Origin of the sequence: Labrenzia sp. THAF35 (genome assembly GCF_009363595.1) — a bacterium.
Lineage (GTDB): Bacteria > Pseudomonadota > Alphaproteobacteria > Rhizobiales > Stappiaceae > Roseibium > Roseibium algicola.
This window is the reverse complement of sequence record NZ_CP045381.1, coordinates 74535-100402: the sequence shown is the minus strand read 5'-3', so window position 1 is coordinate 100402 and position 25868 is coordinate 74535. Positions and strand designations below refer to the sequence as shown.

At 58.7% G+C, this 25868-nt stretch carries 25 protein-coding genes; 12 read left to right on the top strand and 13 right to left on the bottom strand.

From position 1 onward, the window contains the following. Positions 1 to 4 precede the first annotated feature (4 nt). Both FIU93_RS28790 and FIU93_RS28785 read right to left on the bottom strand, forming a co-directional pair. Positions 5 to 1498 carry a sugar ABC transporter ATP-binding protein gene (locus FIU93_RS28790; protein WP_152507797.1) on the bottom strand — a complete coding sequence of 498 codons (1494 nt, stop codon included), beginning with the start codon at positions 1496 to 1498 and terminating at the stop codon, positions 5 to 7. A 98-nt stretch (positions 1499 to 1596) separates the two neighbouring features. Then, positions 1597 to 2670 (bottom strand): substrate-binding domain-containing protein, encoded by a 1074-nt coding sequence (locus tag FIU93_RS28785; RefSeq protein WP_152507796.1) that lies wholly within the window; start codon positions 2668 to 2670, stop codon positions 1597 to 1599. A 377-nt stretch (positions 2671 to 3047) separates the two neighbouring features. On the opposite strand from FIU93_RS28785, the gene FIU93_RS28780 reads away from it, so the two are divergent. The 4 genes from FIU93_RS28780 (at position 3048) to FIU93_RS28765 (ending at position 7080) form a co-directional block, all read left to right on the top strand. Next, positions 3048 to 3689 (top strand): SGNH/GDSL hydrolase family protein, encoded by a 642-nt coding sequence (locus FIU93_RS28780; protein WP_152507795.1) that lies wholly within the window; start codon positions 3048 to 3050, stop codon positions 3687 to 3689. 60 nt (positions 3690 to 3749) lie between these two features. Then, on the top strand, positions 3750 to 4847 hold the full coding sequence (locus FIU93_RS28775; RefSeq protein WP_152507794.1) for an ROK family transcriptional regulator: 1098 nt from the start codon (positions 3750 to 3752) through the stop codon (positions 4845 to 4847). A gap of 113 nt (positions 4848 to 4960) precedes the next feature. Continuing rightward, positions 4961 to 6082, top strand: coding sequence for a mannitol dehydrogenase family protein (locus tag FIU93_RS28770; protein WP_152507793.1), 1122 nt, complete (start codon positions 4961 to 4963; stop codon positions 6080 to 6082). Next, complete coding sequence (locus tag FIU93_RS28765) at positions 6079 to 7080, top strand: aldo/keto reductase (protein WP_152507792.1); 1002 nt, start codon at positions 6079 to 6081, stop codon at positions 7078 to 7080. The genes FIU93_RS28770 and FIU93_RS28765 overlap by 4 nt, the downstream gene beginning before the upstream one ends. On the opposite strand, the gene FIU93_RS28760 is transcribed toward FIU93_RS28765, so the two are convergent. Next, entirely contained in the window at positions 7065 to 7967 is a 903-nt protein-coding gene (locus FIU93_RS28760) for a GntR family transcriptional regulator (RefSeq protein ID WP_023001505.1), read from the bottom strand. The two genes, FIU93_RS28765 and FIU93_RS28760, sit on opposite strands and share 16 nt — an antisense overlap. A gap of 138 nt (positions 7968 to 8105) precedes the next feature. Here FIU93_RS28760 and FIU93_RS28755 point away from each other — a divergent pair, with 138 nt between their 5' ends. From FIU93_RS28755 to FIU93_RS28740, 4 genes are all read left to right on the top strand, one after another. Further along, positions 8106 to 9128, top strand: coding sequence for an ABC transporter permease (locus FIU93_RS28755; RefSeq protein ID WP_152507791.1), 1023 nt, complete (start codon positions 8106 to 8108; stop codon positions 9126 to 9128). Between the two features lie 46 nt (positions 9129 to 9174). Further along, entirely contained in the window at positions 9175 to 10116 is a 942-nt protein-coding gene (locus FIU93_RS28750) for an ABC transporter substrate-binding protein (protein WP_152507790.1), read from the top strand. Between the two features lie 75 nt (positions 10117 to 10191). Then, positions 10192 to 10983 (top strand): ATP-binding cassette domain-containing protein, encoded by a 792-nt coding sequence (locus tag FIU93_RS28745; RefSeq protein WP_023001508.1) that lies wholly within the window; start codon positions 10192 to 10194, stop codon positions 10981 to 10983. A 38-nt stretch (positions 10984 to 11021) separates the two neighbouring features. Next, positions 11022 to 12017, top strand: a complete 996-nt coding sequence (locus FIU93_RS28740) for a zinc-binding alcohol dehydrogenase family protein (protein WP_286202474.1) — start codon at positions 11022 to 11024, stop codon at positions 12015 to 12017. Between the two features lie 55 nt (positions 12018 to 12072). On the opposite strand, the gene FIU93_RS28735 is transcribed toward FIU93_RS28740, so the two are convergent. Genes FIU93_RS28735 through FIU93_RS28715 form a run of 5 tightly spaced genes read right to left on the bottom strand, consistent with a single transcriptional unit; the run spans position 12073 to position 17385 of the window. After that, positions 12073 to 12984, bottom strand: a complete 912-nt coding sequence (locus tag FIU93_RS28735; RefSeq protein ID WP_152507788.1) for an SMP-30/gluconolactonase/LRE family protein — start codon at positions 12982 to 12984, stop codon at positions 12073 to 12075. Continuing rightward, positions 12981 to 13943: an ABC transporter permease gene (locus tag FIU93_RS28730; RefSeq protein ID WP_152507787.1), complete on the bottom strand. Its 963-nt coding sequence runs from the start codon at positions 13941 to 13943 to the stop codon at positions 12981 to 12983. The genes FIU93_RS28735 and FIU93_RS28730 overlap by 4 nt, the downstream gene beginning before the upstream one ends. Beyond that, a complete protein-coding gene (locus FIU93_RS28725; protein WP_152507786.1) occupies positions 13936 to 14877 on the bottom strand; it encodes an ABC transporter permease in 942 nt (313 codons plus the stop codon). Before FIU93_RS28725 ends, FIU93_RS28730 begins: the two co-directional genes overlap by 8 nt. Next, on the bottom strand, positions 14874 to 16355 hold the full coding sequence (locus FIU93_RS28720) for a sugar ABC transporter ATP-binding protein (protein WP_286202465.1): 1482 nt from the start codon (positions 16353 to 16355) through the stop codon (positions 14874 to 14876). The genes FIU93_RS28725 and FIU93_RS28720 overlap by 4 nt, the downstream gene beginning before the upstream one ends. 13 nt (positions 16356 to 16368) lie before the next feature. Then, the gene (locus FIU93_RS28715) at positions 16369 to 17385 is read right to left on the bottom strand and encodes an ABC transporter substrate-binding protein (protein WP_152507785.1); all 1017 of its coding nucleotides are present in this window, start codon (positions 17383 to 17385) and stop codon (positions 16369 to 16371) included. Between the two features lie 227 nt (positions 17386 to 17612). On the opposite strand from FIU93_RS28715, the gene FIU93_RS28710 reads away from it, so the two are divergent. Both FIU93_RS28710 and FIU93_RS28705 read left to right on the top strand, forming a co-directional pair. Further along, positions 17613 to 18881 carry a sensor histidine kinase gene (locus FIU93_RS28710; RefSeq protein WP_286202464.1) on the top strand — a complete coding sequence of 423 codons (1269 nt, stop codon included), beginning with the start codon at positions 17613 to 17615 and terminating at the stop codon, positions 18879 to 18881. Beyond that, positions 18878 to 19621, top strand: coding sequence for a response regulator transcription factor (locus tag FIU93_RS28705; protein WP_023001516.1), 744 nt, complete (start codon positions 18878 to 18880; stop codon positions 19619 to 19621). The genes FIU93_RS28710 and FIU93_RS28705 overlap by 4 nt, the downstream gene beginning before the upstream one ends. A 43-nt stretch (positions 19622 to 19664) precedes the next feature. On the opposite strand, the gene FIU93_RS28700 is transcribed toward FIU93_RS28705, so the two are convergent. Continuing rightward, entirely contained in the window at positions 19665 to 20147 is a 483-nt protein-coding gene (locus FIU93_RS28700) for a GNAT family N-acetyltransferase (RefSeq protein ID WP_152507783.1), read from the bottom strand. Positions 20148 to 20437: 290 nt separating this feature from the next. Then, positions 20438 to 21370 carry a LysR family transcriptional regulator gene (locus tag FIU93_RS28695; RefSeq protein WP_152507782.1) on the bottom strand — a complete coding sequence of 311 codons (933 nt, stop codon included), beginning with the start codon at positions 21368 to 21370 and terminating at the stop codon, positions 20438 to 20440. A gap of 85 nt (positions 21371 to 21455) precedes the next feature. On the opposite strand from FIU93_RS28695, the gene FIU93_RS28690 reads away from it, so the two are divergent. Further along, the gene (locus FIU93_RS28690) at positions 21456 to 22370 is read left to right on the top strand and encodes a PhzF family phenazine biosynthesis protein (RefSeq protein WP_152507781.1); all 915 of its coding nucleotides are present in this window, start codon (positions 21456 to 21458) and stop codon (positions 22368 to 22370) included. 67 nt (positions 22371 to 22437) lie between these two features. Here FIU93_RS28690 and FIU93_RS28685 read toward each other — a convergent pair whose 3' ends face one another. The 3 genes from FIU93_RS28685 to FIU93_RS28675 form a co-directional block, all read right to left on the bottom strand. Further along, complete coding sequence (locus tag FIU93_RS28685) at positions 22438 to 23616, bottom strand: PAS domain-containing protein (RefSeq protein ID WP_152507780.1); 1179 nt, start codon at positions 23614 to 23616, stop codon at positions 22438 to 22440. Between the two features lie 163 nt (positions 23617 to 23779). Next, positions 23780 to 24121 carry a GNAT family N-acetyltransferase gene (locus FIU93_RS28680; protein WP_173017453.1) on the bottom strand — a complete coding sequence of 114 codons (342 nt, stop codon included), beginning with the start codon at positions 24119 to 24121 and terminating at the stop codon, positions 23780 to 23782. Positions 24122 to 24967: 846 nt separating this feature from the next. Beyond that, complete coding sequence (locus FIU93_RS28675) at positions 24968 to 25345, bottom strand: metalloregulator ArsR/SmtB family transcription factor (protein WP_152507778.1); 378 nt, start codon at positions 25343 to 25345, stop codon at positions 24968 to 24970. Between the two features lie 49 nt (positions 25346 to 25394). Between FIU93_RS28675 and FIU93_RS28670 the strand changes: the two genes are divergently transcribed. After that, positions 25395 to 25841 carry an SRPBCC family protein gene (locus FIU93_RS28670; RefSeq protein ID WP_055660716.1) on the top strand — a complete coding sequence of 149 codons (447 nt, stop codon included), beginning with the start codon at positions 25395 to 25397 and terminating at the stop codon, positions 25839 to 25841. Positions 25842 to 25868: the final 27 nt, after the last annotated feature.

Here is a 25868-nt window from a genome sequence, read left to right as displayed (position 1 = left end):
AGGGTCAGGCGCTCAAGGCAGCGTTCAGGATCTGGTGCTCCGTTGCGGTCTCGGCGGGCAGCTCCGCGACAATGGCCTTGCCATGGACGACATAAATGCGGTCGCACAGGCCGATGAGCTCAATTGTCTCGCGGGAAAGAACCAGAACCGCGCCCCCCTCGTCCGCAAAGCTGCGCAACAGCTTGTAGATTTCCGCCTTCGCCCCGATATCGACACCCCGGGTCGGTTCTTCGATGAGCAGCAGATCAAGACCGGCCGCAAGGTAGCGCCCCAGGAGCACCTTCTGCTGGTTGCCACCCGAAAGCGTGCCGACCTGCGCGGATGGACCGGACGCCTTGATGTTCATACTGGCCATCGTCTCGGCAATCGCCTTGCGATAGTCGTGCGCGATGGAGAGTTCGCCATGCACGGAAGACAGACCGACGGCAATGTTGTGGGCGATGGAAAGCCCCAGGAAGAGACCCTCTTCCTTCCGGTCTTCGGGAACGAAGCCGACTTTCCTCGCCTGGAGCTGCCGGATGCCGGATGCTTTCGGCGCGGGGAGCGGCAAGGTCTTGCCCTTGATGGACGCGGTGCCTGTCGAAGCCGGGTAAAGCCCTGCGAGCGATCTCAGCAATTGCTGTTGTCCCTGCCCTTCCAGTCCAGCAAGGGCGACGATCTCGCCCTTGTTGACATGAAGGGACAGCGGTGTGCTGCCCGGATCGATCCTGAAGTCTTCAAGGTCGAGGACGGTTTCTGTTGACGCTTTTCCGCGTGCGGGAAAGAGGTCCTGCAGTTCGCGGCCGACCATCAGGGCAATGAGGCTGTCCGGCTTCATGCCGCTCAGGGGCCGCGTTGCAACCAGCTTGCCGTCCTTGAGAACCGTCACCGTGTCGCAGATGCCGAATATCTCGTCCATGCGGTGCGAAATATAGACAATCGCCTTGCCTTCATCACGCAAGCGCCTGATCTGCGCATTCATCACCTCGACATCAGCCGCATTCAGCGCGGCTGTCGGTTCGTCCAGAATGAACGCCGAGGCATCCGCCTTGATGCCATGGGCAATTTCAACGAACTGGCGCTCCGCAATCGACAGCTCGGAAACCAGAATATCGGGGTTCAACTCCAGCCCCAACGCGGCAAGGGCCTTGCGGGTTTCGCGCCGCATCCTTGCCCTGTCGACCGTTCCGAATGCTGTAACCGGTTCCCTGCCGAGGAACATGTTTTCCGCAATCGTCAGGTTGGCGAGCAGAGACAGCTCCTGAAACACGGTCGATATGCCTGCTTCAAGAGCTTCCCTCGGCGTCTCGAAACCAGCTTTCCGCCCCTCGCGGAAGATTTCCCCGCTGTCCGGCTGGTGGACACCGGCCAGGATCTTCATCAGCGTCGACTTGCCGGCACCGTTCTCACCCATCAGGGCATGGACCGTGCCGGGCATGAGCTTGAGTGACACACCGTCGACTGCTTTGCTCCCGCCGAACGATTTGGAAATGTTCGACATTTCAACGAGGCAAGTCATTGCCTTCTCCCCCGGATCATACTCTGGATCTTTGCTGTCGGTGACCAGCCGGTGCGCGGAACTGCAGCACCGGCTGGCCGTCCGGCCTCGGGAGGAGGCTATTTCTTGCCGTAGAGCTCCTGCAGCTTTTCCTCCGGCAGCTCGGTTGGCCACCAGACGTTGGCGGACAGGTCCTCGCGGTAATATTGCTTGGCCTTGTCGACGTCCCAGCCTGCCGGGTTGTAGTCGTAGTGCTTCTTCAGCTCCTTGCCTTCCAGCAGGGCGACAGCAGCACGTACACCGGCAGCCCCCTGGGCAGGCGCGTATTCCGCAGACACGGATTTAAATCCGTCCCGGATCCACTGACCGAAAAAGCCGTTGTTGCCTTCGCCGGAAATCGGCGGAATTTCAGCGCCGAACTGCTTGAACACGTCAACACAGGCACGGGTCATGTCGGCACCGGAAGACCAGATGCCGTCGACAGACGGGTTGTTCAGATAAAGCGTCTCACACAGGTTCTTGGCCTTGTCGTACTGCCAGTCGCCATGTTCCTCGGCGATGACTTCGACATTCGTGCCTTCAAGAGACTGCAGCAAGCCGTTGTAACGGTTGGTGTCTTCCGGGTGTCCGGCGAGACCGCGCAGAACCCAGATCTTGCCGTCGGTGCCAACCTCGTTGACAAGCCAGTCGCCCATCACCTTGCCGAAGTGTTCGGCGCCGCCCTGGATCTCGGTCGTATAGGCATCGCTCTCGATACGGCCGGTGTGCAGGACAACCGGAATGCCGGCCGCCACGGCCTTGGCGATCGACGCATCAGCAGACGTTGACGTCACAGGCTGAACGATGATCGCATCGACGTTCTGTGCAACCAGGTCTTCGATATCGGCCACCTGCTTTTTCTGGTCGAAACCGGCGTCGAGCAGGATGAACTTGGTGATGCAGTCGTTCTTGGCAGCAGCCGCTTCGGACTCATGTGCCACCTGAACGGTCCATGTATTGGCGTTCACCCCAAAGTGGCTCATGCCGATGGTCCAGGGGCAATCCTTCTTGTATTTGTCCGCTTCGACAACCGGATTGTCGCCTTCCCTGGCCGTAACACCATCCATCAGAAACGTGTCTTGCGCGAATGCAGGGTATGACGAGATGGCGACCGCCAGACAGCCCGCCAGCGTGGCAGGTTTGAAATATGTCATCGAAATTCCTCCTCCAAGGTCAGGCCTTTGATCTGCTTGCAGGAAGACTGCCGAGCGCCTGACCTCGGCGAACAGCCTTCCTCTACGCACAGGTCAGCCGTTCCGGCAGCGACAACGGGTGCCGGCCGGCAGACAAGGCGATGCCGTTCGCCGAAACGCATTCCGGCGGCGGGTGAACGCAACTGCGATGGGTGGGACCTCCTCCCAGGTCCGTTAAAAATCACGGCAGGACTTGCCTGTCAATAGTTATTCATATTGAATGATTAATTGGAAAGCTTGTCAGATCCCGCGAGCGGTGCAATGTATGGCAACAGAGGTTTCGGCCAACCTTCGGGACAACCGACTGTTTTCAATAACTAAATCAGGACGCTGCCAGCATGCGCACGATCTTGTGTTACGGCGACTCGAACACGCACGGACAAATTCCAGGGGGGACACCACTGGATCGCTACACTCTGCGGCAGCGGTGGCCGGGTGTGCTTGCGCGTGAACTCGGCAAGGGCTGGCACATCATCGAGGAAGGCCTCAGCGGTCGGACAACGGTGCATGACGACCCCATCGAAGGCGCGCTGAAGAATGGCCGCACCTATCTGCGACCCTGCCTCATGAGCCATGCTCCTCTGGACCTTGTCATCATAATGCTGGGCACGAACGACCTGAAGGCCCGGTTCAGCCAGCCGGCGTCGGAAGTGGCAATGGGCATCGGCTGCCTGATCCACGACATCAAGGAACTCTCGCCCGGCCCTGACGGAACGGTGCCCGAGATCATGGTGGTCTCGCCGCCGCCGATGCTGGACGACATCAAGGAATGGGAGAACATCTTCAAGGCCGCCCAGCAGAAGTCCCATGAACTTGCCCTTCAGTTCGAGATCATGTCGGATTCGCTTGAAGTGCATTTCTTCGACGCTGGGTCCGTCTCGACCTGTGATCCGCTGGACGGGTTCCACATCAATGCTCAGGCACATGAGAATCTCGGTGTCGCCCTGGCGCGGGAAGTGGAGGCGATCGGGTGGAAATGAGTTCGCTGCGCGCACAGCTGCCGGCAGGAATTTATCCGGCACGGCAACGGAGGGCCTTCCATGCCTGACATGAGATTTGCTCCGCCCAATCCGCTGCGCATAGCCGACCGTGCATCAGGCCTGAATGCCGTCAGTGTGCGAAGCTACAACGAGCGTCTGGTGCTTTCGCTGCTTCTGCAGAACTCCTCGACGACACGGCTGGAGATCGGCGAACAGACGGGCCTTTCGGCGCAGACCGTGTCCGTACTCGTCAGGTCGCTGGAGCAGGAAGGACTGGTGGCGAAGGGGGAAGCGCAAAAGGGGCGCGTCGGCCCGCCAACCGTGCCGCTGACCCTCAACCCTGAAGGCGCTTATTCCATCGGGATCAGCGTTGGCAACCGACACACCGATATCGTTCTCATCGATTTTGTCGGCAAGATCCGCTTTCACAAGACCTTGCCCAATCCACAGCTTGCCCATGGCAGCAACCATTCGGAATTTCTGGAGACGATTGCGAGCGCGGTGAAGCTGCTGCCGGATGCGGAACGCGAACGCCTGGCTGGCGTCGGTCTTGCCCTGCCCCGCCGACTGTCGGGCGGCATGGACGAAGAAGCCTATTTCAAGGCCTTGCAGGCGGAGATCGAGGAACAGCTCGGCATTGCCGTTTTTGTCCAGAACGACATCACCGCAGCGGCCAGCGGTGAGAGCATGTTCGGCGCTGCCAAGACGCTTTCGGACTATATGTTCTTTTACCTCGGCGCCGACCTGCACGGTCGCCTTGTCCTCAATCACCAGATCTACAACGGCAATTCAGAAGTCAGCTTCGATGTCGGCATTGCGGCGCTGGAGAGAGACCTGTCGGCACAGGGCAAGGAAGTCGACCCGCTCTGGAACCGGTCCGGATCCTGGCCAGACTACGGTGCTCTGGTGAGTGATTGGGAAGAACGGCTGATTGCCCAGATGCGCGCCTCCCTGCATGGTGTCGGTCAATTCGTGGAAATCGAAACAGTCATCCTGTCGTCTTATGCGCCTGAAAGCATTTGCCAGGACATCTGCCGGAAGCTGGAAGCAGCAGCCCCGCAGATCAAGGCAATCGCCGGCAACATCGTGCCGGCACCGAAGGCGATCGGTGCTGCCAGTCTGCCGTTCAGTTCCAGGTTCATGGTCAGCGGAAACTGACCCGCTGAGGTCAGTACTCCCCGACAACCCGCCTGATCTTTTCCGCGGTCGGAAATTGCTTGATTTAAAATGTTCATAATTATAATAAACATAAAATCATTCGGGAGAGAGCCATGTCGACGTCAGCGATCGTTCAATTCGGGACCAGCCGCTTCCTGCAAGCGCATGCGGATCTATTCGTTTCCGAAGCCATTGCCGAGGGGCAGGACGCCGGTCCGATCACGGTGGTTCAAACCAGTGGCAACGCGTCCCGGGCACATCGCCTGAAGGCGCTTGCAGACCCTTCCGGCTACGAAGTCCGGATCAAGGGCATCGACAACGGCACCCTGGTGGACACAAGCAAGACCGTCAGCAGCATCAAACGTGCCTTGTCCTTGCCGGAAGACCTTGCCGAGGTCGCGAAAGCCGTGGCCGGCGAAGCAAGGATTATCCTCTCAAACACCGCTGATGCGGGCTATCGGCCAAGTGAGGCAGACAAGAGCACCGACTTTTCCATCGACATGTCCTATCCGGCCAAGCTGACGTGGTTCCTGTTCCAAAGGTTCGGCATGGGCGGCGCTCCGGTGCAGGTCATGCCGGCCGAACTCATTCCCGAAAACGGCAATGTTCTGAAGGGTCTCGTCCTTTCCATTGCAGCTCTTTACCCGCCTGAATTTGCAGACTGGCTCCGCTCAAACGTGACCTGGGTGAATTCCCTGGTCGACAGGATCGTCTCCGAACCGCTGGAACCCGCCGGAGCTGTGGCCGAACCCTATGCGCTTTGGGCAATAGAGAAACAACCCGGCCTCATTCTGCCCTGCGTGCACCCATGCGTGCAGGTGGTCGGGGATCTGGAACAGGTCGAGACCCTGAAGCTTTTCATCCTGAACCTTGGACACACTTATCTGGTGTCACGATGGCTGGCTGCAGGCGGTTCGTCCCTGCAGTTTGTCCGGGAACTGATTGACAGTCCCGACTATGGCCCCGACCTTACAGATCTCTATCGACGCGAAGTCATCCCCGCCTTCGAGGCTCATGGCCGCAAGAACGAAGCGGAAGCCTATGCCGCCACGACAATCGACAGGTTCAAGAACCCGTTTCTAGACCACAAGCTTGCCGACATCGCACAGAACCACGGGGAAAAGATAGACCGACGTATTTCATCTTTCCTGTCCTGGGCACGGAAAGCCGAAGGGTCACTTCAGATGCCCCGTCTGGATGCAGTGGCGGCTGGTGCCAAGGCAGCACGCTCATGAGGGCACGCAGACAGATCGGCAACACAGGTGTTCTGGTAACGGATATCTCCTTCGGAGCCTCCGCCATCGGAAACATGGGTCGGGTAGTGCCGGAACCAGAGGCAAACGAAGTTCTCCAGTCTGCCTGGGACGCCGGGATCCGGTACTTCGACACCGCACCTCATTATGGCCGTGGCCGGTCGGAAGAGCGGCTAGGCCGGTTCCTGAAATCCAGGCGGCGTGAAGACTACGTCCTGTCCACCAAGGTTGGGCGCGTTCTGTCACCGGGAACTCCCCTGAAGGAGGCCGACGGTTTTTTCGACCCGCTTCCGAACGCTGTTCGCTACGACTATTCAGGTGACGGCATTGAAGCGTCGCTGGAAGGCAGTTTTGAGCGGCTGCAGACGCGCCATGTCGATATCGTCTACATCCACGACATCGGCACCTACACACATGGCGCTTCAAACGAAACACATATGCAGGACTTGCTGGCGACCGGGCTCGACCGGTTGCAAAGGTTGAAAGACAAGGGAAAAATCCGCGCCTTCGGCCTCGGCGTGAATGAAACCCGGGTGTGTCTCGACCTTATGAACGAGACCGAACTGGACGCCATCCTGCTTGCAGGACGCCTGACCCTGCTCGACCGGGAAGCCGAAGACCAACTCGTCGGGCGGTGCCGGGAAAAAGGCACAAGCCTGGTTCTCGGCGGGATCTTCAATTCCGGAATTCTGGCAACGGGACCGCTTGAGGGCGCCTGGTTCGATTACGCACCCGCGCCAGCGGAAATCCTGGCAAAGGTGACCGCGCTCAAGGAACAGGCCGCGACACTGGGACTTCCGCTTGCCAGCGCGGCCCTTCACTTCGCCCACAGCTATCCCGGTGTCGCCTCTGTTCTGCTCGGCACATCGAAGGCCTCATCCCTGAAGCGCAATCTCGACTACCTCGCCGAAGCACCGCCTGCCGGCTTTTCAAGAGTGTTTGGCACCCCTGCGCAAGAGGGCCTTCAGGCGAACTTGTGAACCCGCAGCGACTGCAGAAGCGTTTCCTTCGATCTCCGCAGATGCTTTAGCGCTGCGGCTTCCGACCTTGCGCCGTCCTTGTCGAGCATCGCGTCGATCCATTCAAGATGCTCCTCGATCGCGGCCGCATTGCGTTCCAGTTCGTCGCGTTTGTCCCACATGTAGTGGTAGTTGAAGATAAGCTTGATGAGCTTCTGCGCCTCAAGGACAAACCGGTTTTTGACCACGCTGTTGACGGCTGAATGAAACTTTTCGTCCAGCAGGGAGAAGTCGTGATACCGCTCCTCAAGGACCGACTTCAGGTCCTCATGCTCGCGCTTCAAGGCCTTGAGCTTTTTCCAGATCTCGTGCTCGGGCGGAAGGGTCAGCAGCTGCCGCACAGCATTCAGCTCGAGAACCATTCGAAACTCTGACAGTTCAACCGCAAATTCCGACGTGAACCCAAGGAGCGACCAGCCTCCTCTTGGACGGCGCTCAACAAGACCGAGACGGCTCAGTCCGGCCAGAAATTCCTGCAGGTTGTGGACGGGAACACCGAATTGCCGCGACAGTTGCGCCACATTGAGCGACGTCCCCGCCGGAACGTCGAAACGCAGGATCCATTCAAAGAACCTGTGCTCCAGCTCCTCCGTGGACAGGGAACTTTCGGCAGGAACCAGGCGGTGCTCCGCCTGCGGTTTCCGGATCAGCGTCTTGGTACGACCTTCCCAGCGAATGAGATTGTCGCTGTCCAGCTTTTGCAATGCGGTGCGTACGATGGTTCTGCTGACTTCCATCTTGTCCGCAAGCGCGGTCTCGGCGGGCAACTCGTCGCCAATCGCCATGGTGCTGCAGATGTCCAGCAACCTGTTGTATGCGCGCCTGAATCGTTCGTCCGTTCTTGCCATGGCAGCAACCTAACATATCCAAAACGCTGAACAATTCCGATTGTTTGTATTAAAAAATAAAAAACTGTTGACGCGTCGCATTGCCTGACCTCATATTGTTTTTAATAATTTTATTCAATATCCGGCCCGGGAGGATTTATGGCGGATCTTGATCGAGGCGCAGAGCCTGCTTCCTGGACCTTCAAACTGTCTGCCGGTTCCTTTCACAAGTTATCGGCGCTCCTGACCCTTGCCCTGCTGATCTTCGCGTTCTCGTTTGGAAACGCGGCCTTTTTCTCCATCAACAACGGCCTGACTGTGCTGCTGCAGACGTCCGTCATCGGCTTGCTGGGCATCGGGATGACGATGGTCATCATTACCGGCGGCATCGACCTGAGCGTCGGCTCCGTACTTGCCCTTTCGGGAACCATCACCGGATTGAGCATCAAGGCAGGCGTGCCGGTCGGTCCCGCCATGGCGATCGGCGTGATGGCCGGCGCCGCTTGCGGTTTCGTCAACGGCTTCGTCATTACGAAAATGCGGATCACCCCGTTCGTGGCAACGCTCGGCATGATGCTGATCGCCCGCGGCGTTGCCCTCCAGCTGACGGGCGCAGCGCCGATTTCGCGCTTGGGCGAAAGTTTCGGTCTTCTGGGCAATGGCTCCTTGTTCCGCATCGTGGAGAAAACCGGCGGCATCTTCCCGAAAGTCGTCTTCCCCGGAATTCCCTATCCGGTCATTCTGCTCGCGGTTGTCGCACTTGCCGCAGCCTATCTTCTCAGGCGCCGCCAGATCGGCCGGCATATCTATGCCACAGGTTCGAACGAGGAAGCCGCGCGTCTCTCCGGTGTCCTGGTCGATCGCACCAAGATCTTTGCCTACGTCCTTTCAGGAGCGCTTGCCGGGCTCGCGGGCAACGTCCTGATGTCCCGTCTCGTGACGGTGCAGCCGAACGAAGGCGTCATGTACGAGCTCGACGCGATCGCCGCGGCCGTCATCGGCGGGGCTTCGCTCATGGGCGGCGTCGGCAATATTTCCGGAACGATGATCGGCGCAGCCATCATCGGCGTTCTGCGGAACGGCCTCAACATGGCCGGCGTGTCCGCATTCATCCAGCAAATCGTGATCGGGGTCATCGTCATTCTGGCGGTCTACGTCGATCAGATCAGAAACCGGCGCTGAGAAAGCCGGACGATTTCCAGAGCAACTTCAGACGGAGGAGAATGAAATGAAGAAGCTTTTGACAACAGCGATGATGGCAAGTGCCCTTGCGCTGTCCGCAGCAGCCGCGCAGGCCGGAGAAATTGCGGTCATCGTCAAGACGACGAATTCCAACTTCTGGCAGAACGTGAACAAGGGCGCCAGCGCAGCCATCGAAGGCCAGTCGAACCACACAATGACTTTCAACGGTCCGGCCTCGGAATCGGCCGTTGCCGATCAGGTCAGCCTTGTCGAGAACGCCATCAACCGCGGCGTATCCGGAATTGTCCTGGCACCATCCGATCCGGAAGCCCTGATCCCGGCGGTGAAGAAAGCGTATGAATCCGAAATTCCCGTCGTCATCATCGACTCCGGCCTCGCCGACAACGGCAAGGAATTTTACCAGTCATTCCTGTCGACCGATAACTGTGCTGCCGGTCAACTGGTTGCCGACAAGATGATTTCGGAAGTCGGGACAGAGGGCAAGGTTGCCGTGATGTCCTATGTCGCGGGTGTCGGCTCCGAACTTGGCCGCGTCGGCTGCTTCGTCAAGCGGATCGAGGATCAGTCCAAGATCGAGATCGTCGGCCCCTATTACTCCCAGTCCCAGATGGCAACCGCCTTGAACCAGACCACCGACGTTCTGGCGGCAAACCCGGATCTCGTCGGCATTTTCGGCGCGAACGAACCGACGGCCATCGGCATGGGCCGGGCCCTGGCACAAGCTGGCAAGGCGGGCAAGGTCACGGCAATCGGCTTTGACGGCAACACAGACCTTCAGGATTTCGTCCGCGACGGAACTCTGGCCGCGACCGCCGTTCAAGGCTCGTTCCAGATGGGCGAGATCGGCGTTCAGACCATTCTGAAGCTTTTGAACGGTGAACAGGTCCCGAACTTCATCGACACCGGCGTTGTCCTGGCGACCAAGGACAACATCGATCATCCGAGCGTTCAGAACGTCCTTTACTAACGCACCACAACGCGGCCGGAAGCCTTTCTGCTCAAAGGCTTCCGGTCTTTTCAATCGTCGATCGGGACACGGAATATGAAACCAGATGCACAATCCGCGGCACCGCTGGTGCAGATGGAGGCAATCGAAAAGCACTTTGGCGGCATAAGGGCGGTGAATGGTGTTTCTCTGGAGCTTTATCCAGGTGAAGTCGTTGGCGTTCTCGGCCACAACGGCGCCGGCAAATCGTGTCTGATGCGCATCCTGTCCGGGGCCATGATCCCCAATGAGGGGACAATCCGCGTCAATGGCGAAATCGCCGACATTCAATCGCCCCACGACGCCCGCGATCTGGGCATCGAAACCATCTACCAGACGCTTGCCCTTGCAGATCATCTGAACGCACCCGCCAACCTGTTTCTCGGCCGGGAACTGAAAACAAGGTTCGGAAATCTGGACGACAGCCGGATGATGGCCGAGGCGGTCCGCGTTCTGAAAAGGCTCAACCCGAACTTCAAGAACCTGAACGATCCGGTGTCGAGCCTCTCGGGCGGTCAGCGCCAGGTTGTTGCCATTGCCAGAGCGATCTATTTTGACGTCAAGATCCTGATCATGGACGAGCCGACAGCCGCTCTCGGCCCTTCGGAAACGGCCATGGTCGGTGCCTTGATCAGACAATTGCGCGAAGAAGGAATAGGCATCCTCCTGGTGAGCCACGACATGCATGACGTGTTCGAACTCTGCGATCGTGTCATAGTGATGAACAAGGGCCGTAAAGTTGGCTCGCACCGGATTGAAGACGTGACCAAGGATGATGTTCTCAGCCTTATCATCAAGGGCGACCTTCCTCACGACTGGGCTCCCAGGAGCCGGAAAGCCGTTCAATGAATATTGAAAAGACCAAATCACCGGCAGTGGCCCGATCAATGGAATGCGGAACCGTCATCGAACCGGGCGTCTTCAGGCTCGAAACGCGGGCCCTGCCCGAAGACGCGCCGGACGGCTGGGTGCTTGTGGACATCGAGGCCGTCGGCATTTGCGGCACCGACTACCACATTCTGGAAGGCAAGCACCCTTTCCTGGACTACCCGCGTGTCATCGGTCATGAGCTTAGCGGCAGGGTCGCGGAAAGTGTCGGCCCGTGGACTGCCGGGGAACTGGTGGTGGTCAACCCGTATCTTTCGTGCAACGCCTGCCGGGCCTGCATGAAGGGCAAACCGAACTGCTGCAGCAGCATCGAGGTTCTCGGTGTTCACCGGGATGGCGGAATGTGTTCCCGCATCGCCGTTCCCCAGCAAAATCTCTATCCGGCGACCGGCTTGACGGAACTTCAGGCGGCGATGGTGGAGTTTCTTGCAATCGGGGCCCATGCCGTTCGCCGGGCGGCGTTATCTGCCGACGACAGGGTTCTGGTCACCGGGGCCGGCCCCATCGGCATCGGCACAGCTCTCTTTGCCCGGCTTTCGGGAGCCGAAGTCCATCTTCTGGACATGAGCCAAACGCGGCTGGCCCAGGCGACGGAAAAATTCGGCTTCAAGAACACGCATCTCGTCGGAACCGACATTCTGTCAGGTCCGCGGCAAGACGGCTTCGACGTGATTTTCGATGCAACAGGCAATGCGGCCGCCATCGAAGCGGGCTTTCCTCTTCTTGCGCATGGCAGCCGCTATGTACTGGTGAGCGTCGTGAAGGAAACCATCAGCTTCAGCGACCCGGAGTTTCACAAGCGCGAAACCCAGATCATCGGCAGCAGAAACGCCACGAGAGAAGACTTCGAGACCGTCATGTCGGCAATTCGCTCAGACCGGATCGACACGGACGCGCTGTGCACGCTGACCGTGCGCCTTGAGGATCTTCCGGCGAAGATCAAGGAGCTGGCGACAGACAGGGAAGCCTTGATCAAGGCGATCGTGACCTTGTAGTAACGATCGGGTCTGCCAGTTGAAGATTTCTCAAGGCTTCTGTGCGGCGATCTTCTCAGATCGCCGATCTCGCGTTGACCGCAATCTCATAAACGGACGTGGTTGCGGTGATCAGCAACCGGTTGCCGCGCACACCACCGAAACACAGGTTGGAGACCACTTCCGGCACCAGGATCTTCCCAAGACGGGTCCCGTCGGGGTGGAAACAGTGGATGCCGTCGGACGCCGAACTCCAAAGATTGCCGGCGATATCAACCCGCATTCCATCGGGAAGGCCCCGGTCAATCGTGGCAAAAACATCGTCCGACAGGATCCTGCCGGTGTCGTCCAGTTTGAAGGAGCGGATGACGGAGGGAACCCCGGCATCATGACTGGAGCCGGATTCTGCCACGTAGAGAACGCTCTCGTCCGCTGAAAAGGCCAGACCGTTCGGCTGGGTGAAGTCGGTGATCATTGCCTCGACCTCGCCCGTCGCCGGATCAACGCGGAAGACATTGCGGGCCGCCTGCTCCGGCTCTGCCGTGTAGCCTTCATAATCGCTCAGGATGCCGTAGGTCGGATCGGAGAACCAGATCGCACCGGTCGACTGGACGATCACGTCATTCGGTGAATTGAGACGTTTTCCCTGGTAGCTGTCTGCAATCACGGTGCGGGTGCCGTCCAGCTCGGTCCGGGTAACAGAGCGGGTGCCATGCTGACAGGACACCAGCCTGCCCTGACGATCCCGGGTGTTGCCGTTGGAATAATCCGAAGGCTGGCGGTAGGTGCTGACCTGGCCATCGAGTGTCAGTCGCATCATCCGGTTTGCGGGAATATCGGAAAAAAACAGGTGCTGGTGATCGGCAAACCAGACGGGCCCTTCTGTCCATTCAAAGCCGGTCGCAAGTTGGCGCAGCCTGGCGTTCTTCTGGATCAGGTTCCTGAACCGGGGATCGTCGATCTGATAGGGAGAAGAGAAACTGTTCATGTGGGTCTGCCCTTTCCGGATGCGGCAGCGACGATGCCAATGATGATGGCGCCGGTCATGATCAGGCGCACGCCTGCGCCGAAGCCGTAGGAATTCAACATCGAAACGACCAGGAACATCAGCAGCGCCCCGCCCCAGATGCCCGGAACATTCGAATTGCCGCCTGCAATGGAGCAGCCTCCGATCACGACAACGGCGATGGAAATCAGGAGATATTCCGTGCCCATGTTCAGTGCGGCACCTCCTGAAAAGCTCGCCAGAAGGTATCCGGTGAACGCGGCCAGGACGGCGGAGACGACATAGGTGACCGCGCGGACCGTCTCCACCGGGATCCCGCTCAGCCGGGCCGCGCGCGTGTTCTGCCCGAAGGCGGACACCCAGCGTCCGAAGATCGAGCGTTCCAGCACCACCCAGCTCAACAGCGCAATCAACACGCCAATGATCGTCAGGTTTGGCAGGCCGGCGATGGCACCGGTCGAAAAATCCGCGAGCGCCTCGGGCGGTTTGATCCTGAGGCCGCGGTTCCACCAGATCGCCAGCGACTGATAAAGGAACGACGCTGAAAGGGTCGCAATGATTGGCGGGATCCGCAAAAGCCGGATCAGCAGGTAATTGAATGTGCCCGCGCCGATACCGACTGCAAGCGCGACGGCGAGCCCCGGCAAGATGAGATTTGCCGCGCCGTCCATGAACTTGAGCGACAGCGTGCCGGCCAGGGTCATGGTCGCAGGGATAGACAGATCGACATTGCCCGGACCAAGGGTGATGACGAACATCTGGCCCAGCCCGACAATGGCTGAGAAGGAGGCAAAGGTCAGCGCTGCGGAAAGAAGCTCCCCTCCACCGCGTCCTTCCGTCAGCGAAAGGGTTGCGAAATAGGCAAGGGCACTGGCCGCGAACGCCCAGAACCAGGGCCTTCTGGGGATGGCGAGAACTGTCGAAAGATGGGAGTTATCCATTTTCGGTTCCCTTCCATTTCCGGCTGCGGCGCGAAAAGATCAGCCGCACCGCAAGCACAAGGATGAGGATCGCGCCCTGGGCGCCGATCTGCCAGTCCGGCGACAGGCGCATGAACGAGAGGAAACTTCCGGCGAGCGCGAGTGTCAACGCACCGAGAACCGCACCGACAGGCGAGACCCGGCCGCCCGTGAACTCTCCTCCCCCCAGGATCACTCCGGCGATGGAGAGCAACGTGTAGCGCAAGGCGATGTTGGCATCGGCCGACGTTGTCAGTCCGACGAGGCAGATACCGGCCAGGACACCGAAGAAGCCGGCAAGCGCATAGGCGCCCGCCTTCAGTTTCGTGACCGACCAGCCGGAGCGTGCAACCGCCTGGGCGTTGCCGCCGACTGCGCGCAACAGCGTGCCGGTCGAAGACCGCATGATTAGGACATGCGTCAGACCGGCGATGAGGATGCAGGCCACCACCGCCATCGGCACCAGTGGCGGTTTGACGGTCATCACCGTTCGGATCCATGTCGGCGCCGCACCGCCCGGCGATGGCAGCAGCAGAACCGCCAGGCCTCCCCAGACGAATGACATGCCGAGCGTGACCACGATCGCCGGAAGCTGGCGAATGTGAATGAGCGCGCCGATGGCCGCATAGGCGAGGATCGATGCCAGCAGGATAGCCGCACCGACGAGCGGCGCATCGTTCAGGAAGGTTGCCGTAACACAGGCGACGAAGCTGACGAACGTCCCGACCGACAGGTCGATGTCGTTGACCATGATGATCATCATCTGTGCGATGGTTGCCAATGCGATCGGCACCGCGAGATTGAAGAGCAGGTTCAGGCCGAAGTAGCTCATTGCCCGGGGTTGAAGGTAAAAGACGGCCGCCAGCAGCACAGTCAGGGACAGGACCGGAAGCAGAATGCGGTACTTTCCGTTCATACGCCGCCCCCCTGCATCTGGAAGGATGCGGCCAGAATGTTTTCTTCCGTGATGCCGTCCCCGGTCAACTCCGCAGATATCTGCCCGTTCCGGAACACAAACACCCGGTCACACTGGCAGACTTCATCCGTTTCCGTCGAATACCACAGGAAGGTGCGCCCGTTGGCGGCTTCCGTTCGGATCATGTCGTAAGCTTCCTGTTTGGTGCCGACATCGACACCGCGCATCGGGTCGTCCATCACCACGATCGGGGCGGATGAGGCCAGTGCGCGGGCGAAAAGAACTTTCTGCTGATTGCCGCCGGACAGGGACAGGATGAGATTTCCCAGATTGTCGGTCCGAATACCGATGCGTTTCTTCCAGTCTGCGCCCAGCGCCTGTTCAGCAATCCTGTCGACCAACCCTCGCCGGGTCAGGCTTGGCAGGTGTGTCAGCGTGAGATTTCGAAGGATCGACCAGAGCGGCATGACCCCGTCCCGGCCGCGGTCACCGGCAACGAAGGCCGCTTCAGGATCCTTCACCCGCGTAAGTTTCCCCGACCGGGACATGAAGAACCGGGCCAAAGCTTCTGCCTGTCCATGCCCGGCAAGACCGGCCAGGCCAACGATTTCCCCTTTGCGGGCACTGAGCCCTTCCGGCGTCTTCAGCACTTCTTCGCCGATGCGCTGGCTGCTTTCGACTGCTGCCCGGGCGACAGCCTTCTCGTTTGCCACATGTCCCATGGCATCGATCAGGCCCTGCTGGGTAAATTCGGACGCCGGTCTGCTGGCGATGATCTTGCCGTCCTTCATCACGTCGATCCGTGAAGCGACTTCGAAAACCTCGCCCAGCATGTGCGAAATGAAAATGACCGCACCACCCTTGGCGCAGAAACGGCGGACATGTTCGAGCAGTTGCCGGGCGATCGAGGCATCAAGGGACGATGTCGGCTCGTCGAGGATGACGAGACGTGGTGGTGTCGGGCCACCTGCAAATCCGGCAGCGATCTCGACCATCTGACGTTCCGCCAGGGTCAGGTCGCCGACGATCATGCCCGGTTCGATCCTGTGTCCGGGAAAGATTTCGTCGAGAGCACCAGCAATCCGCCCGGCAGCCGTTTTGCGCCAGCCAAACCCTGTCAGATCACGATGTGGAACTCTCAGATTTTCCAGTACGGACAGGTTTGGGCATAAGGAAAGTTCCTGAAAAACACTGCGGATACCGCAGGCACGCGCACGTGCCGCCCCCGTTCCTTTTCTGCCGTCCTCATGCCCGTAACGGACTTGTCCGTCCGTTGGCGTCAGTCCGCCATTGATCACGTTGACGGCTGTCGATTTGCCCGCACCGTTGTGACCCATCAGACCGACACATTCGCCGGGACTGACGGTCAGACTGACCCCGTCGAGCGCGCGCACTGCACCGAAGTGAACGCACGCGCCCGAAAGGGCAACCAACGGGACATCCGGCTTCGGCCTGCCGGCGCCAGTTGCCACTTCCAATTCCGTCTCTCCCTCAGTTGGCAGCTGCAATGACGGACTTGGCGTCTTCCTGACTGTATTCGACGTTCGCCACCGAACCGGCAGGTGTTGCGGCAAGCGTCTCGTCAAGCGTTTCCTGGGTGACTTTCAGGAAAGGTACCGTGAGATCCTTGGGCACTTCTGCACCGTCGAGCACTTGCTGGGCGACCCAGAAGGCAAGCGTGCCAACACCCGGGGCAATGGAAAGAGACAGGGTCTCGTAGCCGTTTTCGTCACGCGCTTCGGCCCACCATTTCATTTCGTCCTGGCGGTTGCCCATCACGATGATCGGCATGTCGCGGCCGGCCGCCTTGATCGCCTGGGCTGCCCCGTAGCCATCGCCGCCCTGGGTCACGACCCCGACGATCTCCGGCAAGCTCGGCAAGACGCCTGCAACTGCCTTCTGGGCAACATCCTGCGCCCAGTCGCCGTGGACCGACCCGACTATCTTGAACTTCGGAAATTCCGACACGCCCTGCTCGATACCTGCGTGGATTTCATCGTCCACGAAAACCCCGGCCAGACCGCGGATTTCAAGAAGGTTGCCGCCATCCGGCAGGCGTCCAGCGAGATACTCGACCTGCTGACGGCCCATTTCCTTGAAATCGACCGCAATGCGCCATGCGCAGGGCTCGGTGACGATACCGTCGAACGAGACGACCGTGATGCCGGCGTCGCAGGCTTCCTTGATCGCGCCGTTGAGGGCGGTTGGCGAAGCTGCGTTGACCACAATCGCATCGTAGCCCTGCAGGATCATGTTCTGAATCTGGGCAGCCTGTTCGGTTGCCTGGTTTTCGGACGTGGTGAATGCATCGGCCGAGGCGACCAAGCCGTCTTCAACAGCCTTGTCGCCGACCTTGGCCCAGCTTTCAAGCATGGCCTGACGCCATGAATTGCCGGCATAATTATTGGAAAGGGCAATACGTTTATCCGCGGTGTCCGCTACAGCGTGACCCGGCAGGGTGACCGCAACAAGTGCGACCGCCCCCAAGAGCTTGGCTTTGTTGTTCATGTTTCCTCCCTGACGCCAGCAGGCGTCTTTGATAACGGGACACAGTTCTCCCAACGCATCCCGCACTCAGATTGCTGACGTTAAGGAAATGCGTAAAGCGGAAGAAACGCATCACGGTTGCGGGTTCCCGCAACCGTGATGCACTTGAGCGCGCAACAGATGGGTTGCCGACGCAAGCCCTGTACCGCACACTGGCATGCAATAAACGGGAGGAGCTTGTTGTTGCCATGCGACAGGAAGCCAATGAAAACCAGGAGGTGTCGGAGCCGACGGCTCTCGTCTCTCTCTTACGCATTTCCAGTCATCTTGCGGGCCAGGTCGAAATCCGGGCTGCCCTGAGATCGGTGAAGGCCGAGATCGAGAACCTGCTTCCGATCGATCACCTGGACGTCTGCCTGGTGGACGACAAAAACACCTGGAACACCAGTTACGAAGTCGGCATGAAGACGCGCTGGAGCCTGTCACGCACGCCTGTCGCCATCTCGCCCGTTCGCAGCATCCTGCTCGGGGAGACGGATTACATGCTCACCGGCAACGCCATGGAAGACAAGCGCTACACCTATGAGGGTGCACTGGCCCAGCCGATCATCAAGCACAAGCTGCGCAGCCGGGTGAATGTCGCCATGAAGGTGCTTGGCCGCACCATCGGAGCGCTGAACTGTTCCTCCTGCACAGCGGACATCTATGACGAGGCCACTGTCGTGCGAGTCAGGCAGATTGCCGATGTGCTTGCCCCCTATTTCTATTCCCTGCGTGCCAACGAAAAGGCCAAGCGTGCAGCCGTCGTCCGCGCGGAAGCTCAGGCACGCGAAGAAGGCCTGCGGCAAGGCGCGCTGGAACTGACCCGGGTTCTGGAACAGGAACGCCAGCGCATCGGCATGGACCTGCATGACCAGACCCTTGCCGATCTGACCCGGATCATGCGGGACGTTGAAAAGATGGACACGGCCTCCGACAAGGCCCGGGTGATCGGCAGCATTCAGCACTGCATCGGCGACCTTCGCCGCATCATCGACACCGCCGTACCAACGATCCTGGACCTGTTCGGCTTTGCCCACGCCTTGCGAATACATCTGGAGCGCGCGGTGGAGGACGTTTCGTCCACCATGCTTGAAGCTGCGGACGAGACGGACGGCCTGATCGACACCCTCGACCCGACCATCCGGATTGCCCTGTTTCGCATCGCCCAGGAAGCCATAAACAATGCCGCTCGCCACTCCGGAGCCGACCAGATAAGCGTCTCCGTGAAGCGGGTGAAATCCGGACTGCAAATGACAATCAGGGACAATGGCAAAGGGCTTCCCGGTTCCCGTCTCGGCCGGCACACCAGCAAGGCAACAGGAGGCATTGCCCATATGCGCACACGGGCAAGGCTGATCGCCGCGGACTTCGGCATGTCGAGCAAGGAAGGCACGACCATCACGGTGAAGCTGCCGATGACCTGCGCCCCGTGTCAGGAAACCGCACCACAGACGGGTGAGGAAGAGCTGGCATGAAGGTGCTTCTGGTAGAAGACGATCAATTTCATGCGGGGTATCTGAGCGAAGCCCTGCAACTGGCCTTGCCAGACGTCGAGGACATCTTCCACGCGACCAACGGCCTGGAAGGCGAGCAGTTGGCGCGCAGGCATTCCATCCAGTCGGTGGTGATGGATCTTCAGATGAAGGAACGCAACGGCATCGACGCTGCCCGGACGATCTGGCGCGAACGCCCCCAGACCCGCATCCTGTTCTGGTCAAACTATTCGGACGAGGCGTACCTGCGCGGCATAGCCCGGATCGTGCCCCAGGAAACGTCCTATGGATATGTTCTGAAGACGGCAACACAGGAGCGGCTCCACCTGGCGCTGCGCGGTGTTTTTCTGGAGTCCCAGATCGTGGTGGACCAGGAAATCCACCGGGTTCAGCAGCGCCACATCCGGACACACGACACGCTTACGGACAGCGAATATGCCGTTCTTCTGGACATGGCTCTCGGCCTGTCGGACAAGGTCATTGCCGTTCGGCAGGGGCTGTCGCTTCGCACCGTCCAGAACCGCCTGCTCTCGCTTTATGACAAGCTGGGCGTGGACAATCTCGAAACGGTACCTGCCGATTTTGCGATCAACAAGCGGACACGTGCCATTACACGCGCCCTGAACCTGCGTGCCATAAACGCCGAAAGCCTGGAAAGTGCCGAGCGCGACCTGCAGAAGTGGCTGGACAGTCATACCGAGCAGATCGAAAAGGCGCGCTAGCGCTTCGGCCCGATTGCCACAAACCGCCCGGGATCCAGATCCGTCAAAGACGCTTCTCGACGCTGTAGTTATGTATGTCGACATCGCCGATCTTCAGGTCGCGACGATGCAGACGTTCAAAGCCCTGCTTCAAAAATACCGGCAGTGCCGTCTCGCTTGCCTCGGAATAAAGGCGGCCCAGACCCTGTTGCTTTGCCGCGCCTTCAATCGCCCTGATCAGGCTTGAACCAACACCACGGCCAGCCGCACCCGGATCAACATAGAGGAACTGGATATGACCATCCTCTTCGAGGTCGGAAAATCCGATAACCCGCGCTTCGTGATCTACCGCCACAAGCGCGAGCCTTCCATCCCCATAGGCGGTTTCCATGATTTCACCCGTCGGTGCAATGGAGAGCCAGGCAGACCGCTGGACTTCCGAGTAGTCGGCCCTGGCAATCTGATCGACCGCACCTCGATAGATGGCGGCAAGGGCATCACCGTCGCCCGGCGCAAATGCCCTGATCTGGTAGGTGTTGTCAGTCATGGGTCCAGTGGATCTTTCGAGGTTGGCGGAAGGCGTCAATCAGCGAGCGAAAAACGTTATGGCCATTGCATAAAGCAGCAGGCCATCCGCTTGATCGATCAGCCACGAGCAGTCAACAAAGCGGCCTTCGCCACTGCAATCATGTTTTGGATAATTTAGCCCTGCATTTCCTGACCTCGTCGAACCTCGATTACCTCGGCCTTTCCAGCCAGCACAAGCTTGACCTTATGATCCAGTGGCTGAAGGCTCCTGGTGACACTTGAAAGGCCGCGTACGGAACCAATGACTGTTCATGGCTGGACGGCAAGCAGCCTTCGGTTCTGGTCGCGTGCGATCTCGATTTCGGTGCCGATCCAGGCCAGCAGATCGCGATATCCTTCTGTGTCTGCATAGGCAGCCGTCGTCACCAGCCAGTATTTTGCCTTCGAGGCGATCGGTTTGCCGACGACTTCCAGAAACCCTGCCTCGATGTCGTTTTCGATCAGTAGTGTCCTGCCGAGCGCTACACCCATACCACTGATGGCGGCCTGGATCGCGAGGTCGGCTCTTGCAAAGGAAGCCGCTGGTCTTGAAGGTGGCTCGGGCCAGTTGCACCCCTTGAAATAGTCGGTCCAGCTGAAGCCCGTTCCGTCTGTCCCCCCGGACCTGTCTGCAAGAAGAGCCGGTGTTCCCTTGCCGGGAACCATTTGCCCCTTCAACAAGCCGGGCCGCGCAACGGGCACAAGTTGCGCAGTCATGAGCGCTTCGGCGTGGAACCCCGGATAAGGGCCGGTCCCGTAGCGGATCGCCGCCTGGGCCTCACCGGCGTGAAGGTCGACAAGCCTGTCTTCCACATCGACCACAAGGTCAAGGCCGGCCTCCTGCGCGCGCTGCAGGGCCGGAACGATCCATTTCATGGCAACGGAGGACGACACGGAAAGACGTATGGTCCTGGAGGTCTTCACATCCGCAATCCGTGACAGCGCACTGCCCCAGATCTCCTGACAGCGCTGCGCGGCATCACAAACGATCCGTCCCGCTTCCGTCGGGACGATGCGCCGGGTCGTTCGCTCGAAAAGCCGAATGCCGAGCACGGCCTCCAGAGACTTGATGCGATGGCTGACCGCCGACTGCTCCAGCCCGACCGCGACGGCTGCCCGGGAGAAGTTCCCTTCTTCTGCAATAGCGTGCAGCAGCTGTGCGTTCAGCAAAAGACGGTTTTGCAGTTCGTCTCGCTCATTCATGAAATTCACTCATGTATTCAGGCATTGAACCAGCAATAAGGCGACATCATTCTTGTGTCCAGTCAATGATTGAGAGGTGCATGAAATGAATGAAACGAGAGAAATTGTCGCCCGCATTGTGAACGGGTTTGTTACGCGCCGAAACGGTTCGGAAGCCTTTGGCGGAAATCCGGCCGGCGTCATCCTCGATGCCGATGGCTTGTCGGAAGCAGACATGTTGACCGTTGCGGGAAAGATCGGACTCTCAGAGACAGCCTTCGTGTCTAAATCAGCGAAAGAAGGGTTCAAGCTGGACTTCTTCACGCCAAACAGGCGGATAGCCCATTGTGGCCATGCAACGATAGCGACCTTCAGCTATATGGCAGAACTTGGCCGGGTTCGGGAGGGTGCCACTTCAAAGGAAACCGTCGATGGTCCGCGCAAGATCGTCATCAAGAATGGCGCGGCATACATGGAACAGCTTGCCCCGTCTTATGAACGGAGCCCAGCCTGGGCCGAGCGCGGTGTCAGCGAAGCCGACGTGCTGGCTTCGCTCGGTCTGAAGGCAGACCAGCTGGATGAACGCCTGCGCCCTGTCCTCGTGAACACGGGCAACAGTTTCGTCGTCGTCGCTGTACGCGATGCAGACGTCCTGAAGCAGCTCGTGCCAGACCAGTCGAGGATCAATGACATCAGCAACAAGCTGGACCTGATCGGCTACTACGTTTTCACGACTGATCGAAACGCCACGCAGGCCGACGCCACCACCCGCATGTTCGCACCGCGCTATGCAATTGACGAGGAATCCGCCACTGGCATGGCAGCTGGCCCCCTCGCCTGTGTGCTGCACGACCTGCTTCACGAAAGGAAATCGCGGTTCGTCATTGAACAGGGCCACTTCATGACCCCGGCTTCCCCCAGTGTCATTACCGTGGATCTTGACCTTGAAGATGGCAGGATTACCGGCCTGATGGCGGGTGGATATGGATCCGTCATGGAGGAAATGACCGTCACGATCTGACGGCATGAAGCTCAAAAGCCTGGAGGTCTGCGTTGGCGGCCTCCAGAGACGTACAGTGATGACAGGATCAGTTGAAGCTCATGTCGAGCAGGCGCGAGAAGAAGTTCTGGGCTTTTTCGTTGCCGGGTTTGTCCTTTTCAAGCCGGACAGGCAGAAATTCGAGCACGATCTGCCGCGAAGACTGTTTGCCGATGAAGCAGGTGCGAATACGGTAGTGCCTCTTGAGTCCGATGTGACTTTGAACCTGCCACACACGGCCAGCGTCCCAGCCGACCTTGTCTAGAACAAGGGTCAGATCACGAACGTCATTCGCGCTCATGAGCGTGTCGGATAGCCGTTCGGTTCCTATTTGTTTTGCGGACAACCCCAACTCGCCGCGACCGGCCTTGTTGGCGTATTTGATGCGGCGAGTATCCAGATCGGCAACCAGAATTGGGGTTGGAACCGCATCCAGAACTTCATTGGCGGATATTTCCACTGAATTGGCAGCAAGTTCCCCTGCAAAGATGATACCGCCATTCGGATCATCGAGTGCCATCGGATGCAGATCGTAAAGAACTTCAACAGGATCGCCTACCGTCTGAGGCAGCTTGAGCGTTCCCTTGGACGCAAGGCGGCTTCGCAACATCTCGGCAAATGAGCCGGCGAGCTTCTTGCCTATGTAATTGGGGATCGTTCTTGCATCGCGGCCGACAACCTGTTTGGCGTTACTTATGCCGAACAGCTTCAGAAACTGTCGATTGGCCGACTGAACCACCCCCTTGTTGTCCGTAATGAGGACAGCACTGGCGTTCGAGATAAAGACGTTGGACAGGTTTTGCAGAATGTCCGGCAATTCCGCGTTGACCGGCGCTTCCGGCGCACACTCCTTCATCAGCCCTATGATCAGAAACGCCGGTTTGCCGGAAATGCGAGAAGCCACCAGGTCGTAGGACTTGTGACCGCCATCCGTTTTCATGGTGACACGAGTGGTCTGCGACAGACCGTGTTCCACCGCATTGGAAATCACCTTGAGGAAGCGGGTTCTGTCACGCTGGATGTAGTATTGAAGCGCCCTTTGAATGGACAGCTTTGCAAGGCGATAACCTCTGACAGAGGTCAGATCCGACCTCTGCCAGCACAACTCTTCCGCAACCGGATCGTAGGCCCAGTAGGAAACACCCATCGCAGTCAGGATCGCGCTTGTTTCCGGATTGGGAACCAGCTGACGCATGGACCGAATAAGAATGTTGACTTCTGTAGACATGCTGCGTCTTCGTCATTAGCGCCAACTTGCACTCAAGTATTGAGCACGGCAAAGCTGAAAAAAGCCTGAATCCGCATTTCTAAACCGGGTCTATTTAATCGAAAAAGTTCTGCACTCGTGAAGATTTAATCCAGTACGACCACGCTGTCAGTTCTCCCCCCCTCTACCCTGCGTCAAGCTGCAGGACAAAGCGGGTTTTCGACAAACATTCAGCGCCGTTTCTTCTGTAGAACTCAGTTGCCTGACAGTTCCAGTCCGGCGTCTGCCATTCAAGCCGAACGCACCCGGCAGAATGCGCTTCTTCACGCACCTTCAGGAACAGTATCTGGCCGACGCCCCTGTCGCGATATTCCTTCGCAACGAAAAGGCAGTCGAGATGCCCGTAGCGCGCTCCGGACCAGAGCGAATAGTCTGTCGTCAACGCGGCATATCCCGCGATCTGATCTGATTCAGCGACAAGGATCCGAACCGGTGGCGCCTCGACCTGCAGCAGTCGTTCCAACACGCACTTGTCGATAGTGGCTCTCCCGCCCTCATACTGCGCGTGATCTTGGATCAACCGGAGAACTTGCGGGGTATCCTCCAACCGCGCGGTCCGAACCATCATTGCCCGGCTCGCAGCAATCGCGCGGCAATTCTGTAAGGGCGTTTGGCAACGAAGGCCTGTTTTGAAACTGGGGGCATTTGAAGTTCCGCGTTCAATGTCGACCCGCAGATGTGGCGGAAACCCCGTCTGGGAAGCAATCGGGTTCCAGGACTAAATACGTAAAAATCGTGCCATGATTTCCGGTTGCCCGAACCCTCGGAGGGCCACACCCCTTTCAAATAATACTTAAGTACTCCCACGAATTGAGAACGTTCCCAATCACCGGTAAAAAAGATGCAAGTTTCAAGTGCTCCCATCGCCCAAAACCAAGAACACCGCCCTTGAAGCTGCTTACGACAATAAAAATGGTGTGCCAAAAATGTCTTTAAACATAAGAATTCTTGAGCCATTGGAAACAAGCAGCTGCACAACGCTCGAAGACTTGCAGGAAAAAGGGTACTCACTCTCCAGTTATTGCAAGTCTTGCAATGACCTTAACTCTCTGGAAATTGATTATTGGATCCAGACGCTTGGAAGAGCGTTTCCGCTCTACCTCGTCAGCACCAAAATCAATCTGTTCGCGATTGACCAATGTCATCCCGAGACGAGGGTCTGCTGCCTTTCGAGAAGCGCGGAAAACGCCTAGACGCAAGTTCTTCGTCCGGCGGCGGTCAATAGCACCGCCGGAGCGAGGTCAGCGTTTTACGAGAACGCCCCTTGCAAGCGCTCACACCAAAAGAGCGCTTGCGCCTACCTGATACGTCATCACGTACCTTTCGTATCACCGTTGGGGGTTTCGGCTGCAGCGTGAGTTTCCTCGCTCTGTTCAACGCTCTTCTTGAGAGCACCCAGCATGCTGGCTGCATAAGCAGCGTAGGGACCGATCCAGCGCTCGTGAACTGCTTGAATTGGCAGTGCGTCCAGGTGGTTCCACCGTTCCCGCCCTCGGCGTTCGACCACCACCAGCCCTGCTTTTTCCAGAACCTTCAGATGCTGCATGACTGTGCAGCGGTCTATCTGCGGCAGCGCCTCGCAAAGGTGGCCGGTGGTTAGCGGACCCTTCTTCAAAAGGTCAAGCATGTGCCTGCGCGCCCTGTGGCCAAGCGCCTTGAAAAGCGCATCATCCTGATCATCTGTTGACATGTTATGTTTTTATAACATAATAGCTCGCAAGGCAACAAGGAACAGGGCCATGGAACTGAAATTCACAGTCGGCGGGAGGATTTCTAAACCCGTCGCGGAGGTGTTTGAGGCTGTCGTCGACCCGGCACAGCTTTCGGAATTCTTCACGACCGGGGGAGCCCAAGGCCGCATTGAAGCGGGTGCGGAGGTGACCTGGGACTTTCATGACTTTCCCGGTGCATTCCCTGTTCTGGTGCAGGAGGTGGTGCCGAACGAAAAAGTCGTTCTGCAGTGGGAGGCAGGAGATGACGCCCGCACCTGGACGACCGTGACCATCACGTTTCAGGAGCTGGAAGACGGGCGCACCTATGTCCGCATCAACGAATTTGGCTGGCCCGGAACCGAAACAGGTCTGAAGTCCTGTCTCGGCAACTGCGAAGGCTGGACGGGCATGCTCTGCGCCATGAAGGTTTGGCTCGAAAACGGCATCAGGCTACGCGACGGATTTTACAAATAGGCAACACGCATCGAAAGGGAATTGGAA